The organism is Pseudoalteromonas sp. SCSIO 43201 (assembly GCF_023716725.1).
Classification (GTDB): domain Bacteria; phylum Pseudomonadota; class Gammaproteobacteria; order Enterobacterales; family Alteromonadaceae; genus Pseudoalteromonas; species Pseudoalteromonas peptidolytica.
On the sequence record NZ_CP072683.1, the window covers coordinates 3124147 to 3140737 of the forward strand.

Annotated in this window: 12 protein-coding genes and 2 pseudogenes; all 14 read left to right on the forward strand. The window is 42.8% G+C overall.

Annotation, left to right across the window (positions count from 1 at the left end):
• The first annotated feature begins 8 nt into the window (after positions 1-8).
• The 14 genes and pseudogenes from rsxC to J8Z24_RS13535 all read left to right on the forward strand — a co-directional run bounded on the left by rsxC (position 9) and on the right by J8Z24_RS13535 (position 16488).
• Entirely contained in the window at positions 9-2819 is a 2811-nt protein-coding gene (gene rsxC, locus J8Z24_RS13470) for an electron transport complex subunit RsxC (RefSeq protein WP_252094839.1), read from the forward strand.
• The gene (gene rsxD, locus J8Z24_RS13475; RefSeq protein ID WP_252094840.1) at positions 2816-3877 is read left to right on the forward strand and encodes an electron transport complex subunit RsxD; all 1062 of its coding nucleotides are present in this window, start codon (positions 2816-2818) and stop codon (positions 3875-3877) included. The genes rsxC and rsxD overlap by 4 nt, the downstream gene beginning before the upstream one ends.
• Positions 3874-4509, forward strand: a complete 636-nt coding sequence (gene rsxG, locus J8Z24_RS13480; protein ID WP_125251568.1) for an electron transport complex subunit RsxG — start codon at positions 3874-3876, stop codon at positions 4507-4509. The genes rsxD and rsxG overlap by 4 nt, the downstream gene beginning before the upstream one ends.
• Complete coding sequence (locus J8Z24_RS13485; protein WP_125251567.1) at positions 4506-5207, forward strand: electron transport complex subunit E; 702 nt, start codon at positions 4506-4508, stop codon at positions 5205-5207. Before rsxG ends, J8Z24_RS13485 begins: the two co-directional genes overlap by 4 nt.
• A gap of 71 nt (positions 5208-5278) precedes the next feature.
• Positions 5279-5911: an endonuclease III gene (gene nth, locus J8Z24_RS13490; RefSeq protein WP_252094841.1), complete on the forward strand. Its 633-nt coding sequence runs from the start codon at positions 5279-5281 to the stop codon at positions 5909-5911.
• Between the two features lie 242 nt (positions 5912-6153).
• On the forward strand, positions 6154-7092 hold the full coding sequence (locus J8Z24_RS13495; RefSeq protein ID WP_252094847.1) for a LysR family transcriptional regulator: 939 nt from the start codon (positions 6154-6156) through the stop codon (positions 7090-7092).
• Positions 7093-7216: 124 nt separating this feature from the next.
• Entirely contained in the window at positions 7217-9169 is a 1953-nt protein-coding gene (locus J8Z24_RS13500) for a TonB-dependent receptor domain-containing protein (RefSeq protein WP_252094849.1), read from the forward strand.
• Between the two features lie 26 nt (positions 9170-9195).
• A complete protein-coding gene (locus tag J8Z24_RS13505) occupies positions 9196-10215 on the forward strand; it encodes an MBL fold metallo-hydrolase (RefSeq protein WP_252094850.1) in 1020 nt (339 codons plus the stop codon).
• A gap of 45 nt (positions 10216-10260) precedes the next feature.
• Complete coding sequence (locus J8Z24_RS13510; RefSeq protein ID WP_252094852.1) at positions 10261-11178, forward strand: siderophore ABC transporter substrate-binding protein; 918 nt, start codon at positions 10261-10263, stop codon at positions 11176-11178.
• A gap of 113 nt (positions 11179-11291) precedes the next feature.
• The gene (locus J8Z24_RS13515) at positions 11292-12251 is read left to right on the forward strand and encodes an ABC transporter permease (RefSeq protein ID WP_252094853.1); all 960 of its coding nucleotides are present in this window, start codon (positions 11292-11294) and stop codon (positions 12249-12251) included.
• Positions 12244-13194, forward strand: a complete 951-nt coding sequence (locus tag J8Z24_RS13520; RefSeq protein ID WP_252094854.1) for an iron chelate uptake ABC transporter family permease subunit — start codon at positions 12244-12246, stop codon at positions 13192-13194. Before J8Z24_RS13515 ends, J8Z24_RS13520 begins: the two co-directional genes overlap by 8 nt.
• A gap of 14 nt (positions 13195-13208) precedes the next feature.
• Positions 13209-13970 carry an iron ABC transporter ATP-binding protein gene (locus J8Z24_RS13525; protein ID WP_252094855.1) on the forward strand — a complete coding sequence of 254 codons (762 nt, stop codon included), beginning with the start codon at positions 13209-13211 and terminating at the stop codon, positions 13968-13970.
• 59 nt (positions 13971-14029) lie between these two features.
• Positions 14030-14287: pseudogene (locus tag J8Z24_RS13530) on the forward strand (iron-sulfur binding domain-containing protein); the annotation flags it as partial.
• 297 nt (positions 14288-14584) lie between these two features.
• A pseudogene (locus J8Z24_RS13535) lies at positions 14585-16488 on the forward strand (aminotransferase class V-fold PLP-dependent enzyme).
• Positions 16489-16591: the final 103 nt, after the last annotated feature.

Here is a 16591-nt window from a genome sequence, read left to right on the forward strand (position 1 = left end):
AGGTTTAAGTGGAAACATTACTTGAACAAATAGAAAGCGGAAAACTGTGGCAGTTCCCAGGCGGCATTCATCCACCAGAGCAAAAAGCGCAATCTAACCAACACCCTATTTCGCGCTTGCCCCTGCCTGAAAAACTCATTTTGCCATTAAAGCAACATATAGGGGCAAATGGCAGCTTGCTGGTAAATGTCGGTGATCACGTATTAAAAGGACAAGCGCTAACTGCTCCAGGCACCAATTGGTCTTTGCCGGTTCATGCGCCGACGTCGGGCGTGGTTGAAGCCATTACGCCGATGCCATCTGCGCACCCTTCAGCTATACCTGAATTAAGTATTATTTTACGTCCAGACGGTGCGGATAAATGGATAGAATTAACACCTATCCGTGATATTTCCTCTCTCGATAACGCCCAGCTTATTGAAATAATTCACCAAGCCGGTATTGCAGGAATGGGCGGTGCAGGCTTTCCAACCTATGTAAAAGCCGATAGCCCCAAGCCAATCGAGTTTTTGGTTATTAATGGTGTTGAGTGTGAGCCTTATATTACCGCTGACGATCGCCTGATGCGTGACCATGCGCAACAAATTGTGTCAGGGATAGAGGTTTTACAACAGATCCTAAAGCCTCAAAAAATATTATTTGGTATTGAAGATAATAAACCTGAAGCCATTGCAGCCGTATCAGCCGCAGCGAAGCACAATCAGGATATTTTAGTTCGTAGCATTCCAACAAAGTATCCATCTGGCGGTGAAAAACAGCTGGTAAAACTACTCACATCAAAAGAAGTGCCAAGTACAGGGATCCCAGCTGATATAGGGGTACTGGTGCAGAATGTAGGGACACTATTTGCTATTTGGCAAGCCGTTTTTGAAGGGAAACCTTTAATTGAGCGTGTTGTTACTGTCACAGGCAATACTATCAACCAGCCAAATAATGTCTGGGCTTTACTCGGAACAGAAATAAAACATCTTCTAGACTCACAAGGCTTCTCTCCTGTTGACGCACAACGTGTAGTTATGGGCGGTCCCATGATGGGCTTTACCCTCCCCTCGGTTAGGATCCCTGTCGTAAAAACAACAAACTGTATTCTTGCACCAGACAATAAAGAGTTGGCCATTCCTGGGGAAGAAAAAGCTTGTATTCGTTGCAGTGCTTGTGCCGATGCCTGCCCGCAGAGCCTGCTACCTCAGCAACTACAATGGTTTGCCAAAGGTAAAGAATATGAAAAGTTAGAAGAGTATAACCTGTTTGATTGTATTGAATGCGGAGCTTGCTCTTACGTTTGTCCAAGCGAAATCCCCTTGGTGCAATATTACCGAGTAGCGAAAGCTGATATTCGCGAACAAAAACTTGAGCAGGTTAAAGCTGAGCGTGCTAAAGAGCGCTTTGAAGCTAGAAAAGCGCGACTAGAGCGAGAACAAGAAGAGCGACAGAATAAACATAAACGCCGCTCACCCAGCTCACCAGCAAAAGCAGCAGAGCAAGAGAAAGTGCAAGAAGCACTGGCTCGTGTAAAAGATAAACAATCAGACAAGTCTGCAGTACAAGCTGCCATAGCGCGTGCTAAAGCCAAACGTGGGGAAAACGGCGAACTTGAGCCTGATAACAGCGCTATCATGCAGGAGCGAGAGAAACGTAAAGCACAGGCACGTAAATATAAAGAAGCGAAAACCGAGCAAGTAAGTAGTATTGACCAAAAGGATGCTGTAGCCGCCGCTATCGCTCGTGCCAAAGCGAAAAAAGCAGCCGCTCAAGAACAGGTTTCTTCTGATCAAGCACCTGAAGACAAAAAGACCGCTGTGGCCGCCGCCATTGCCCGTGCTAAAGCGAAAAAAGCAGCTAAACAAGCAGAAGACGCAAACGACAACACAGCTGAACCGAGCGAGGATGTGCAAAGTACTGGTGACGTAGCTGACCCTCGTAAAGCCGCTGTGGCCTCCGCCATTGCACGTGCTAAAGCGAAAAAAGCCGCTAAACAGGCAGAAGACACAAACGACAAGACGCTTGAACCGAGCGAGGCTGTGCAAAGTACTGATGACGTAGCTGACCCTCGTAAAGCCGCTGTGGCCGCCGCCATTGCCCGTGCTAAAGCGAAAAAAGCTGCTAAACAGGCAGAAGACACAAACGACAAGACGCTTGAACCGAGCGAGGCTGTGCAAAGTACTGATGACGTAGCTGACCTTCGTAAAGCCGCTGTGGCCGCCGCCATTGCCCGTGCTAAAGCGAAAAAAGCAGCTAAACAAGCTGAAGAAGCAAACGACACAACTGAGCAGAGCGAGGCTGTGCAAAGTACTGATGACGTAGCTGACCCTCGTAAAGCCGCTGTGGCCGCCGCCATTGCCCGTGCTAAAGCGAAAAAAGCAGCTAAACAAGCTGAAGAAGCAAACGACAACACAGCTGAGCAGAGTGAGGCTGTGCAAAGTACTGATGACGTAGCTGACCCTCGTAAAGCCGCTGTGGCCGCCGCCATTGCCCGTGCTAAAGCGAAAAAAGCAGCTAAACAAGCTGAAGAAGCAAGCGACAACACAGCTGAGCAGAGCGAGGCTGTGCAAAGTACTGGTGACGTAGCTGACCCTCGTAAAGCCGCTGTGGACGCCGCCATTGCCCGTGCTAAAGCGAAAAAAGCTGCTAAACAAGCTGAAGAAGCAAACGACAGCACAGTTGAACCGTTAGAGGAGCAACAAAGCACGGACACAGAGCAGGCGCAGCTTGATACCCAAACTCCCGAGGCCCGTAAAAAAGCCGCAGTTAAAGCCGCAATTGCAAAAGCAAAAGCGAAAAAGCAAGCCAAAGAACAAGAAGGAAATGAACCGTCATGAAATTAACCATGGCTTCATCCCCGCATAACCATAGCCACAAGTCAGTCAGCAAAATTATGATGACGGTTATGGCTGCCTGTATTCCTGGGATCCTAGTGCAAACCTACTTTTTTGGTTTTGGCGTATTAATCCAGCTAGCGTTAGCCCTAATTACTGTGAGTCTTACCGAGGCTGCCGTACTGAAACTAAGAGGCCGTGAAATATGGCCAAGTTTGAGTGATGGTAGCGCTTGGCTGACAGCACTACTACTTGCCATCAGCGTACCACCACTGGCACCTTGGTGGGTAACAGTAATAGGTGCATTCTTTGCTATCGCCATCGTAAAACAATTATACGGTGGACTCGGGTTTAACCTATTTAACCCAGCCATGGCTGCCTACGTACTATTGCTAATTTCTTTTCCTGTACAAATGACCTCTTGGTCTCCGATTCAAGAAATAACAACCCAAACACTAAGCTTGGCTGATCAGTTTGCGATGATATTCACTGAAGCAACTTCTCAAGGCGTGACTTTAGATAAGTGGAGCACAAGCGTCATTGATGGCGCGACCAGTGCCACACCGCTAGATTCGGTAAAAACTTCTGTGTCGCAAGGGTATACGGTAACAGAAGCAATGAGCTACATCGGTTTTGGTGAAATCGCAGGGTTGGGCTGGCAATATGTTAACTTCGCCTTTTTACTTGGTGGGCTTTATCTTTTAAAGGCCAAAGTGATCAATTGGCACATCCCAGTATCTTTTATCGTTAGCCTTGGCCTTGCCAGCGGGGTTGGCTATATTATTGCACCACAATCAGAACCCGGTACTCTCTTCCACCTGTTTAGCGGTGCAACTATGCTAGGCGCATTTTTTATTGCAACCGATCCTGTTTCAGCCTCAACAACTAACCTTGGGCGCTTAATTTATGGCGCAGCGATTGGCTTAACTGTTTATGTGATCCGTCAATTTGGTGGTTATCCAGACGCAGTTGCTTTTGCCGTCGTGATAATGAATATGGCTGTGCCACTGATTGATCATTATACTCAACCACGTACCTATGGCCACGGAGCAGATTCATGATAATTCAATCGATGCAGAAAAACGGTTTGATCTTAGCTGCATTTGCGTTGGCAACCACAGGCGCAGTAGCACTGATCAACGACATCACCAAAGATAAAATAGCAAATCAAGAACAGCAACACCTTATGCAGTTACTTTCGCAAGTGATTGACAAAGATCAATATGACAATACGCTTTATCTTGATTGCACCACCAGCAACGCTCCAGAATTAGGGCCGCAAGGGCCGCATACAATTTATCGCGCTAGACTTGATGGTGCGCCTTCAGCGTTGCTGGTACGGCATATCACGCCAAGAGGCTATAGTGGTAATATCGATATTCTAACCGCTGTTAACAGAGCAGGTGTGATCTCTGGTGTGCGTATAACACGTCATGAGGAAACCCCTGGGCTAGGTGATAAGGTTGAGCTGGCAAAGTCTGCCTGGGTAACAACTTTTAATGGTGTCAACGTTACCAGTGAAGCTGATCCACACTTGAATGTGAAAAAAGATGGTGGTCAGTTTGATGCCTTCACTGGCGCAACCATTACCCCTCGAGCTGTGGTTACGTCAGTAAATCAAGCGGCTTGGTTCGCCAAAACACACTTTGACGCCCTATTTGATGCAAAAAATACTTGTGAGGTATCACAGTGAGCCAATTCAAATCACTGTACCTGGAAGGTACATGGAAAAATAACCCTGCATTAGTGCAGCTATTAGGGCTATGTCCGCTGCTTGCCGTCACTTCAACTGTGACTAACGCACTCGGGCTTGGTATTGCCACATTGTTGGTTCTAGTCGGTTCTAACTTAACGGTTTCTGTTGTCAGAAACTGGGTACCCAAAGACATTCGGATCCCAGTTTTTGTTATGATAATTGCAGCGTTTGTCACCGTGATCCAACTCCTGATGAATGCTTATACCTTTGGTCTGTATCAGTCCCTTGGGATATTTATTCCCTTAATTGTTACTAACTGTGCAATCATTGGCCGAGCGGAAGCTTTTGCTTCAAAAAATACACCGCTATTGTCAGTATGGGATGGTTTAATGATGGGCTTAGGCTTTGCATTGGTATTGTTTGTGCTCGGCGCCATGCGTGAACTTTTAGGCCAAGGTACCTTATTTGACGGTGCAGAGCTTTTGCTTGGTGACTGGGCAAGTGTGCTACGTATCGAAGTATTCTCTTTTGATCACCAGTTTTTAGTTGCAATTTTACCACCAGGCGCCTTCTTAGGTCTGGGGTTGCTTATCGCCGCTAAAAATGTCATCGACCACCAAATCAAAACCAAAAACGCGGTGCCAGCTCCTGAGCAAGTTAAAGGGCCGAGAGCACGAGTTACAAACCTAAATTAGCCCTAGGTTCGCAGCGACACCGTCACTGTCGCTGTTAGCAAAACCGTTATTGAGCTTAGCAAGTAAATCTTATGAATAAACAAAAACGCATAGAAATACTCACGCGACTACGGGACGAGAACCCGCATCCTGAAACTGAGTTAGAGTACTCATCACCATTTGAGCTACTCGTGGCCGTTACCCTCTCAGCGCAGGCTACAGATGTTGGGGTGAATAAAGCCACTCGCAAGCTTTTTCCTGTTGCCAACACGCCTGAACAAATCTTGGAACTGGGCCTTGAGGGCTTACGAGACTATATCAAAACCATTGGTTTATTTAATTCAAAAGCCAATAACGTCTATAAGATGTGTCAAATTCTTGTCGACAAACACGGTTCCGAAGTCCCTGAAAATCGAGAAGCCTTAGAGGCATTGCCAGGGGTGGGCCGAAAAACCGCAAACGTAGTATTAAACTGCGCTTTTGGCTGGCCAACTATTGCCGTAGACACCCATATCTTCCGCGTCTCCAACCGCACCAAGTTCGCAATGGGTAAAGATGTCGTTGCTGTAGAGCAAAAGCTGGAGAAGGTCGTTCCCAAAGAGTTTAAAGTCGATGTCCACCACTGGTTGATTCTCCATGGCCGATATGTGTGTACAGCAAGAAAGCCCAAATGCGGCAGCTGTATTATTGAAGATCTTTGTGAATTCAAAGAAAAAACCGAATAGCAAATGGTTCAAATGAGCTGTGAGGTCAACAGACGGTCATAGTCATTTAGCGTCACAGGCTCTGCTCTATAAAACGGACATTCCGCAAACTCATTTTTGTCCCTAAATGACTTAAAGTAATTACTATAACTGAGGTTTCTGAGCTAGGACCAGACATTGACCTTCACCCAACTTGTTCTTTACCTTTTAGGATTCGGTCAATGTAGTTTACAATTCATTCCAAATTAACCTTGGGTTATTCGATGAACTTAACGCAACTAGATTTAAATTCGTTACAAATATTGAAGCAACTGATAGAAGAGAAGCACGTGTCTAATACGGCTTTATCTTTGAATATTAGTCAGTCTTCTGTGAGTCGTGCGCTGCAAAAAATGCGTAGCTTTTTTGACGATGAACTACTTGTGCGTTCGAATTATGGGTATGAGTTGACACCTAAAGCAGAAAGCCTTAAAGAAGATCTCACAGAGGTGATAACAAGCCTTGAGCGATTAGTGCATAAACAGCAATTTTCTCCAGACACAATAGCAAGTACGGTTAAGTTTTATGGGCTACAACCTCAAATAGATGCGTTAATGCCTGCCTTTATTGAGAAAGTCAGGTGTGAAGCGCCTAACTTGGTCGTCAGTATAGACACGACGCCTAAACGTCACTTTAATGCATTGATTGCAGGTGATATACATTTTGTGATGTCTTCGCATGAACCCCCAACAGGTGAACAAAATATTCATAGAATGATATTAGCCAAGCGTGATTTTAGATTACTGATGAGTAAGTCTCACCCTCTAGCAGATAAAGCGCTAACGACTGAAAACCTTATGCAAAGCCAATTTGGACAAATATCATTGCAAGGTGAGAAGAATATTTCTTTTGAAGCTAAATTTCGTGAATTGGGCTACTTGAAAGGCAAAGAGAGTTTAAATGTTCCCGTGCAGCTATCTAACTTTAACTCTGCACCCAATATTGCCGCTGGCACTGATATCATTTTTCATCTACCGACACCGTTTGCCCTTGCAGCATGTAAAGATGACAGGTTATGTGTCAAAGAAATCCCTAAAGAGCTGCAACTAGATTTTCAATATGTTTATTTATATTGGCATAAGCGCTTTCACGATGATCCAATGTGTGAGTGGGTGAGAGGCACTCTTAAATCACTTTTCTCTGAAGAAAAATCCCTTGCATAACATGATTATGCAGTTCTTGCATAGTCGTAATCTGGTTGTCGAATGAGTAATTTGTTGAAAAAGCAGTGCATCGAAGATTAAATGCGAATAATTCGTAATAACAATCAAGTTAAAGCTTCTCCAAATGACACAGACCAAACCTTTTTCTTTAAGCAAATTGGCTAGCACACTTGCAACGCTTAGCCTTTGCTCTGCATTTACACTTCACGCGAATGCTCAGGCAGATGATACAAACACAGCTAACACTGACGAAATGGAAACTATCGTTGTTACTGCTGCTGGTCGTGAACAATATTTGTCTCAAGCGGCCGCGTCAATTAGCGTAATTGATCGAACTGATATTGAAAAAGGCTTTTATAAAGATCTAACCGATGCTTTGCGCGATGTTCCTGGTGTTACTCTTACTCGCGGTGGCGCGAGTGAAGACGTTTCATTACGTGGCATGAACGGACAGTACACAGCTATTTTAGTTGATGGCAAAAAGCAATCAGGCCGAGAAACGCAGCCAAGTGGCAGTGGTGCTGGCTGGGAGCAAGATTGGTTGCCACCACTTGACGCTATAGAGCGTATCGAAGTTGTGCGTGGACCAATGGCCACACTTTATGGTTCTGGTGCCATTGGTGGTGTAATTAACATTATCACCCGTAAAGACTTTGAAAAATTTCAAGGAAGTGTTCGTTTAGAAACGATTGTTCAAGAAGACAGTGATGCAGGCGATGAAAAACAAGCACAAGTATATCTTGCTATGCCTATCGTAAAAGACCTGCTATCGGGATCATTTACAGCAATGACACAAGAGCGTGATGAAGATAAAATTATTGACGGCTATGGTGGTAAAGAAATGGAAAACTACCGCGCTGAATTACACTTTATGCCAACTAAGTCAGATCGTTTCACCCTTGATTACGCAAAGCAAGATCAGAAACGTTATACAACAGAAAGTAAGTCTGTAGAGTCTGCTCGTAGAGAGTCCGAAAGAAACAGTAACCGAGAGTCCTTCTCACTTTCTCACAATGGTAATTACGAGTGGGCGACAGGTACAAGCTTTGTTCAACAAGAAACTGTTGAAAACGTAGGCCGTGAAATTACGATTGAAAATTTAGTGTTTAACTCACAGTGGTCTACTACGTTTGACCAAAATGCCATAGTTGCGGGTGTTTCGTACGAAAGTGAAGACTTAGAAGATTTTGGTAACGGCGCAGAAGCGACTCAAATTTCTAATTACCAATGGGCATTATTTGCTGACAATGAGTGGCAAGCCAAAGACGATTTAGCTATTACTTTTGGTCTTCGCTATGACGATAACGAAATCTTTGATTCACACGTTAGCTATCGTCTATACGGTGTTTGGTCACTTTCGGATAACTGGGTGTTAAAAGGTGGTGTATCAACGGGCTACAGTGCACCGAAAATTCGCGCGATGACACCTGAGTGGGTGCAAGAGAGCCGTGGTGGTGATATTTATGGTAACCCAGATTTAAAGCCAGAAACCTCATCAAACAACGAACTTGGTATTTATTACACTGGCGACAATAATTTAGTTGCGCAAGTAACCGCGTTCTATAACGACTTTGAAGACAAAACTAACTTAACAACATGTCCTGTAGAAAAATGTGGCGGCCCAACGGGCCGTCAATATGAGAACCTTGATGAAGCGACAGTATCGGGTGTAGAGGCGTCGATTAATACTGATATCACAGATTCGCTATCTCTTAATGCTGCCTATACTTACAGTGACTCAGAACAAAAGTCGGGTGACAATAAAGGTCAGCCATTAACACAAGTCCCAATGCACTTGACAAACGCAGGAGCAAACTGGCAGGTAAGTGAGTCATTCAGTACCTGGGCAAAAGTGACTTACCGTGGTAAAGACAGTCAACCAATTACAATCGGTTCACGTTCAACCGTTGCGAAGTCATTAACTTATATGGATATCGGCGTAAACTGGCAAATAAACGACATGTTCACACTATCTACAGGCGTTTATAACTTATTTGATAAGGAAGTTACTGCGGAAGAATACGGTTATAAAGAAGATGGCCGCCGCCTATGGTTATCAGTTGTGGCATCATTTTAGTCAGCCAGAGGTTAAATTAGATTAACATGAAAAACATATTGTTCTTGTTTCTCTCTCTAGCTAGCGCAACCGCGCTACCTCTTGACGTTCAAGCAGAAGAGAAAACAGCTAAGTCAGCTCAGTACTTTGCAAAAAAAGGTATGGCACATGCGGAGCTATTTCCAGGTTTAACCAATTTGTGTGACATCGAATCTGAAATTCGCGATTTATCAAAGCGTAAACGCAATAGCACTTCAGCTAAAAAGAAAAAAAGTGGCAAGTCACGCTCGTCAGGGATCCCTGCTACTAAGGTGTTTGATAATCTTTACTACGTCGGTACTGGTGGTGTTTCTAGCTGGGTAATTGAAACTAGTGACGGTTTAATTCTGATCGATGCACTTAATACGGTAAGGCAAGCCAAAGAGTACATTGAAAAAGGTATGCTTGCATTAGGCCTTAATCCAGCAGATACCAAGTATTTAATCATCAGCCATGAGCACGGCGATCACTATGGCGGTCAAGCACACTTTGTAGGCAATTATAAAACCAAAGTAGTGATGAGTGATGTTGCGTGGTCACGCATGGAAAACAATAAATTAACCGTTTTTAGCCCGCGTTGGGGGCCTATGCCTAAGCGCGATATTACCGTAAAAGATGGTGAAACAATTTCACTTGGTGATACTCAAGTGCAGGTTTATGAAACACCAGGTCATACACCAGGCACCATTTCGCTTATTTTCCCAGTATTTGATAATGGTAAAAAACACATGATCAGCCTTTGGGGAGGTACAGGACTAAACTACGGCCCAGATTTGGCACGTATTCAATCTTACACTGATGCAGCCTCCCGTTTTGGTAACATAACCAAGGCGCAAGGAGTCGATGTCTTTTTGTCAAATCACCCAACTAGAGATGGCTCCAGAGAAAAACTCAAGCTAATGGCTGAGCGTAGCAAAGATCAACCGCACCCTTTTGTTCAAGGTAGTGACGTTGTGGCTAAAGCCTATGAAATGCTCGCAAGCTGTACCCAAGCACAAGTGTTAAGAATTCAGCAACAAGAGAAGTAAACTGACCAACACCGATGTGAAATTTTATTTATGAAAACAGTATTTATGAAAAATTTTCTCCAATTATTTTTATCTTTTTTAGCGGTTGTCGCACTTTCCACAAATATAGTGTCTGCCAAAGAAATTACGGTTAAACACTTAAAAGGTACCGCTACATTTAACGATATTCCTAAACGCGTAGTTGTATTGGGTAATGCTAGCTTAGATGTACTAGACCGATTAGGAATAAAACCTGTAGGTGCGCCACACTCACTGCTACCGAAGTATTTAGCCGACTACGAATACTATACTCAAAATACGGGGACAACTGCGGAGCCTGACTTTGAGGCAATTTTCACGCTAAAACCAGATGTGATTATTGCAGAAAATCGTATGCTTAAAATTTATGACGATATTAAACAAATCGCACCAACGGTAATGTTTTATATCGACAGCGGTAACTATTGGCAAGACGCACAAAAAAATTGGCGAATGTTAGGTAAGCTGTTTGATAAAGAAGCTGAAATTGAACGTTTGATACACCAAGTTCAAGTAAAGATTGATAAGCTAGGAAAACAAGTTACAGAGCAACAACTTAACGCACTGATGATAATGAATAATGGTAATAACCTTGCGATGTTCAATAAAGGTAGTCGTTTTTCTCTGATATTTGATGAATTTAGCTTCGCACAATCAACCAGTGAAAATATCGCACCGATTAAAGGTAATCACGGCAGTTTGATTTCATTTGAGTACATTGCCGATGCAAAACCCGATGTTATGTTTGTTATGGATAGAGAGCAAGCTATTGGCAGAAGCTCAGGAAAGGCGCAAACACTGTTTAATAACCCGCTAGTTAATGGTACGCCTGCGGCGAAAAACAGCCGACTTATATTTATCGACTCTAACGCTTGGTATATTTCAACAGGTGGTATTACGGCTACTGAGTTGATGGTGGCAGATGCTGAAAAGGCACTACTCTAGTTGGGTAGAGTCCTTAACTAAATTTGTTTTTTAATGACAAATTAACCGTTCAACAAAGCCCTTCACTGCATAAAAAACAGTGGAGGGGTCGTGTTTACAGAGTATCTCATTTTATGATCACTAAACAGCAGCTAGTTGCTGCCAGTTTATTTTTTACCTTAGCGCTTACATCACTCCTGTTAGGTGCTGCTGATGTGTCATTTACAGGTTTGTTTTCTGGTGACGAGCACGCTTATGATATTTATGTGATTTCACGCTTACCAAGGCTTATTGCCATTGTGCTAGCAGGTGCTGGCTTAAGTATCGCGGGCTTAGTGATGCAGCAAATCATGCAAAACCGTTTTGCATCCCCTTCAACAACGGGCACCATCGATTGTGCACTGCTAGGTTATGTTGTTGGTTTAATTCTTTTACAGCAAGCATCTCAGTGGTCATATCTAGCGGTTATTTTTGGCTTTGCTGTTTTTGGCACTTTGCTATTTGTACGTTTTTTACAGCAAATTCAATTCAAAAATGTTGTACTCGTACCGCTTATCGGCATTATGTACGGCAATGTTATCTCTGCTCTAACCACTTTTCTTGCTTATAAACACGACCTTGTACAAACCATGTCTTCATGGAGTGTTGCTAACTTTGCCAGTGTTTTACAGGGTAACTATGAAATTTTGTTTTTAGCTGTGCCTGCCTGTATTTTGGCTTATTACTACGCTAGTCAGTTTAGCGCCGCGAGCATCGGCCATAGCTTTGCTAAAAATATTGGTCTCGATTATCAAAAGGTTGTGTTTATCGGTGTTGTGCTTATCGCGATTAGCACGGCAAGTGTTGTGATGATTGTCGGTGTTATTCCCTTTTTAGGGCTGATCGTACCAAATATTGTTTCGCTATTTATGGGCGATAACATGAAAAAAATCCTGCCTTGGACTGCCTATTGGGGCGTCATTTTAGTATTGAGTTGCGACATTCTAGGCAGACTGATCATTTTTCCGTATGAAATGCCAATTTCGATGATCATTAGTATCTTTGGTGGCGTGGTATTTATTTATCTGGTTGTTAAGGATAAAGCCAATGCGTGATTGGATAAAAGTCGCCATTTTACTATTGGCATGTTTTACAAGTATTGCTTGGTTTATTGGGCAAGGACTAAACGCTGACAATTATCAATTTTTCTTAACACTTCGTTTACCGAAAGTGCTGGCAATTGTGTTAGCTGCTATGGCAATTTCGGCTTCATCTTTGGTGTTCCAAACCATTACCAATAACAGAATTCTTACCCCTTCAATTTTAGGCTTTGATAGCTTGTATTTATTGGTGCAAGTCATAATTGTTGTGATATTTGGTGTGGCGAGTGTATTGGTGATAGAAGCCATACCAAATTTCTTACTATCAACAGCCGTAATGATTGGATTCTCACTCACTTTATTTCATTTTTACTTTAAGCGTGGTAGTAGCAATATATTCACTTTGTTATTAATAGGCGTAGTCTGTGGCAGCTTATTTAACAGCCTGACAGGATTTTTAACCATGTTAGTTGATCCAAACGAGTTTGCAGTTATTCAACGCGCCATGTTCGCCAGCTTTAATAATATCAATGCAGAGTTGGTCTACTGGAGTACGATTCCACTGATACTTTGTTTTGCCTACCTGTTTTTTTCAGCGAGGAAACTCGATGTATTATGGCTAGGGCAAGACAATGCAACAAGCCTTGGCATAAATACAAAACGACTCACCAAGCAGATAATGATAGTCATCACCGTTATGGTGGCAATAGCGACAGCCCTTGTTGGCCCTGTGCTGTTTTTTGGCTTAATCACGGTAAGTTTGACCCGTGAGCTATTTAAGCGCTTTGAGCACAGTTTTCTAATTGTTGCGAGTAGTTTATTGGCGGTATTACTTTTAGTATCTGGGCAATGGTTTGTTGAAAAGGTGCTGACCTTCCAAACTACGATTAGCGTTATTATCAATTTGGTGGGTGGTAGTTATTTTATGTGGTTACTCCTTCGCAATAAGATTAATTAAATTCCGAGACAGTTGTGATTAAGTTAACAGGATTATCAAAAAAATACGGTGATACTTTTGTTGTAAATAACGCAGATGCGTTATTTCCTAAAGGTGAAGTAACCGCCATTATTGGGCCTAACGGTGCGGGAAAAAGCACCTTATTGTCGATGGCTAGTCGTTTAACAGAAAGTGACGCTGGTGAAGTGCTGATTGGTGATAAACTACTAGCCCAATGGGGTAGTAAAGAGCTTGCCAAGCACTTAGCGGTATTAAGGCAATCTAATAATATCAATATGCGCTTTACGGTGAGAGAGCTTGTCTCCTTTGGCCGTTTTCCACATTCACAAGGTCGTTTAACCGACAGTGACAATACTATCATTGATAACGCGTTAAACGAGTTAGATATCACCTACATCAAAGACAGATATCTAGATGAACTCAGTGGCGGTCAACGCCAAATGGCATTTATTGCGATGGTTGTGGCGCAAGACACTGACTATATATTTTTAGATGAGCCGTTAAACAACCTAGATATCAAACACTCTGTTGAAATAATGCAGACATTACACCGTTTAGCCGCAGAGCTTGATAAAGCTGTTGTTATCGTTATCCATGATATTAACTTTGCCGCAAGCTATTCCGACAATATTGTCGCGATGAAAAAAGGTGAAGTGGTAAGTGCAGGCAAAGTAGATGACGTTGTCAAAGCAGATATTATGGAATCTATCTATGAGATACCGTTTACCATCAAAGATATTGACGGCAAAAAGGTCTGTTTATACTTCAAAAACTAGTATATAGAAGTCTGCTATTGGCACACATGAGCCACTTGAAGCGGTATGTCTACCACTACCATACGGTAATCGGCTGGCCAACTATTGCCGTAGACACCCATATCTTCCGCGTCTCCAACCGCACCAAGTTCGCAATGGGTAAAGATGTCGTTGCTGTAGAGCAAAAGCTAGAGAAGGTCGTTCCCAAAGAGTTTAAAGTCGATGTCCACCATTGGCTTATTCTTCACGGTCGATACGTATGTACCGCCCGTAAACCCAAGTGTGGCAGCTGTATTATTGAAGACTTATGTGAGTTCAAAGAAAAGACTGATAATTAACCTTTGTTTTGGCATAAGCACAACTTTTATTTATGGTGGTTACCGTGAATTTGTTGTTTCGTAAAATTATCCAAGGGATCAGGAAACACAGATCGCTGCGTAAAGTATCTCCTAGACGCGATACATGACCTCTGGTGGGATCCTCTTTACGCAGAGAGCTTTTACTAAATCGCGATGTAACATCGCCCCCTACATCCGCTTTACAATTTCTAAAACATTTGCAAAGTATTAATTTCACAAATCTTTGCGCTTTCTTTATGCTTATGGCAACTTCTAAACTTGAATGTGGATCTCACTATGTCACCTGTCCTTCGTATCTTATTGATAGAGCATGAGCCTGCTGTATTGCAAGCGCTTTCAACTAATCTATCAAAAACTATCCCTAACTTTGAGCGTGAGGATGTGCATATTGATATTATTGAATGCCTCGAGCTTGCAAAAGCCTTAGAACACGTGACGGAAGATGGAGATATTCAGGCCGTGGTGCTCAGTTGGGATGCCAACAATAAAAATGGCGAACAAGTTTATAGTCATTTTATCGAGCAACTGAAAAGCATTCGACTCGAGCTACCGGTATACGTTATTGGCGATGACACCAAAGGATTAGAGATAGTAAACGGAACTGAAGATATAGAATCTTTCTTTTTCAAAGATGAAGTAATCTCAGATCCAGAAGCCATTCTAGGCTACATGATCAACGACTTTGATGACAGAGCTGAGACCCCATTCTGGACGGCATATCGAAGTTATGTCGGCGAAGCAAACGACTCATGGCACACCCCGGGACATAGCGGAGGTTCCAGCTTTAGAAACTCCCCATATATCAAAGATTTTTATCAATTTTATGGCCGCAATGTATTTGTTGGTGATTTATCAGTATCGGTAGATTCATTGGGTTCATTATCCGATAGCACCAACACCATTGGCCGTGCTCAAGAGTCGGCTGCTGCAACGTTCGAAGTCAAACGCACTTACTTTGTGACCAAGGCTCTTCTACTTCAAATAAAATTATCTTACAAACCCTGCTTCGCAAAGGCGATAAAGTGATAATAGATCGCAACTGCCATAAGTCAGTGCATTATGGCATTTTGCAATCTGCTAGTTACCCTATTTATTTATCGAGTATTTTAAACCCAAAATATGGCATATTCGCACCGCCCTCTTTGACCGATATTAAACAGGCAATTGAACACAATACCGATGCAAAACTATTGGTGCTCACAGGCTGTACCTATGATGGTTTGCTCAGTGATTTAAAACAAGTTGTAGAATTTGCGCACCAGCATGATATTAAAGTATTTATTGATGAAGCTTGGTTCGCTTATTCTTTGTTTCATCCGAGCTTGCGTCAGTATTCCGCCATTCATGCTGGTGCTGACTATGTCACTCATTCAGCACATAAAGTGGTATCTGCATTTTCTCAGGCATCTTATATTCATATTAACGATCCTGATTTTGATGCTGACTTTTTCCGCGAGATTTACAGTATTTACGCAAGTACCTCACCCAAATATCAGCTTATTGCATCGCTTGATGTATGCCAAAAGCAATTAGAAATGGAAGGCTACAAGTTACTCAATGCACTATTAAACCATGTTGCAGAATTCAAGCAGCAGATGGCCTCTCTTAAGCACATCAAAGTACTCGATAAAGCAGACTTTATGAATATATTCCCACATTTTAGTGGTGATAACATGGGCCATGATCCACTAAAAATTCTTATTGATATCAGTGAGCTTCCTTACTCTCTAAAAGATATTCATAAATTTTTGTTAGATGAAATTGGGCTGGAGATTGAGAAATACACCCACAGTACCATTTTAGTGTTGCTCACCTTGGGAGGCACACGCTCGAAGATCATTCGACTGTATAATGCTTTGAAGAAACTAGACAGCGGTAAGGTAAAATTGTCTAAATCAACTCGACGCGCCCGCTTACCTGAAAACTTACCAGCTATAGACTTAGCTTGTATTCCAAGTGATGCCTTCTACGGTGAGCGTGAATCGGTGCCCATTAGCAAAAGCAATAATCGCATTTGTGCTGGGTTAGTCACGCCCTACCCTCCCGGTATTCCACTTTTAGTACCAGGTCAACATATCACCCAAGACCATATCGAATATTTAAAAGAGCTTGCGGAGCAAGGGTTAACCATTCAAGGCAGTTTTGATGGTGAGATCTACGTACTTAAAGAAGACAAATAATGCGAGCCAATACCGCTACCGCGTCCTGCTGTCGCTGAAGTCCCTAAATCCCTGTCGGCAAGTCAAAAACTTCTTATTTAGTTGTTCTAAAATAAGAAATTTT

Bases quoted from the DNA above. Each gene is read 5' to 3' on its own strand.
- J8Z24_RS13510 (WP_252094852.1), top strand. From the start codon at position 10,261: ATGAAAAATTTTCTCCAATTATTTTTATCTTTTTTAGCGGTTGTCGCA.
- J8Z24_RS13500 (WP_252094849.1), top strand. From the start codon at position 7,217: ATGACACAGACCAAACCTTTTTCTTTAAGCAAATTGGCTAGCACACTT.
- J8Z24_RS13505 (WP_252094850.1), top strand. From the start codon at position 9,196: ATGAAAAACATATTGTTCTTGTTTCTCTCTCTAGCTAGCGCAACCGCG.
- rsxD (WP_252094840.1), top strand. From the start codon at position 2,816: ATGAAATTAACCATGGCTTCATCCCCGCATAACCATAGCCACAAGTCA.
- nth (WP_252094841.1), top strand. From the start codon at position 5,279: ATGAATAAACAAAAACGCATAGAAATACTCACGCGACTACGGGACGAG.
- J8Z24_RS13520 (WP_252094854.1), top strand. From the start codon at position 12,244: ATGCGTGATTGGATAAAAGTCGCCATTTTACTATTGGCATGTTTTACA.
- J8Z24_RS13515 (WP_252094853.1), top strand. From the start codon at position 11,292: ATGATCACTAAACAGCAGCTAGTTGCTGCCAGTTTATTTTTTACCTTA.
- rsxG (WP_125251568.1), top strand. From the start codon at position 3,874: ATGATAATTCAATCGATGCAGAAAAACGGTTTGATCTTAGCTGCATTT.
- J8Z24_RS13495 (WP_252094847.1), top strand. From the start codon at position 6,154: ATGAACTTAACGCAACTAGATTTAAATTCGTTACAAATATTGAAGCAA.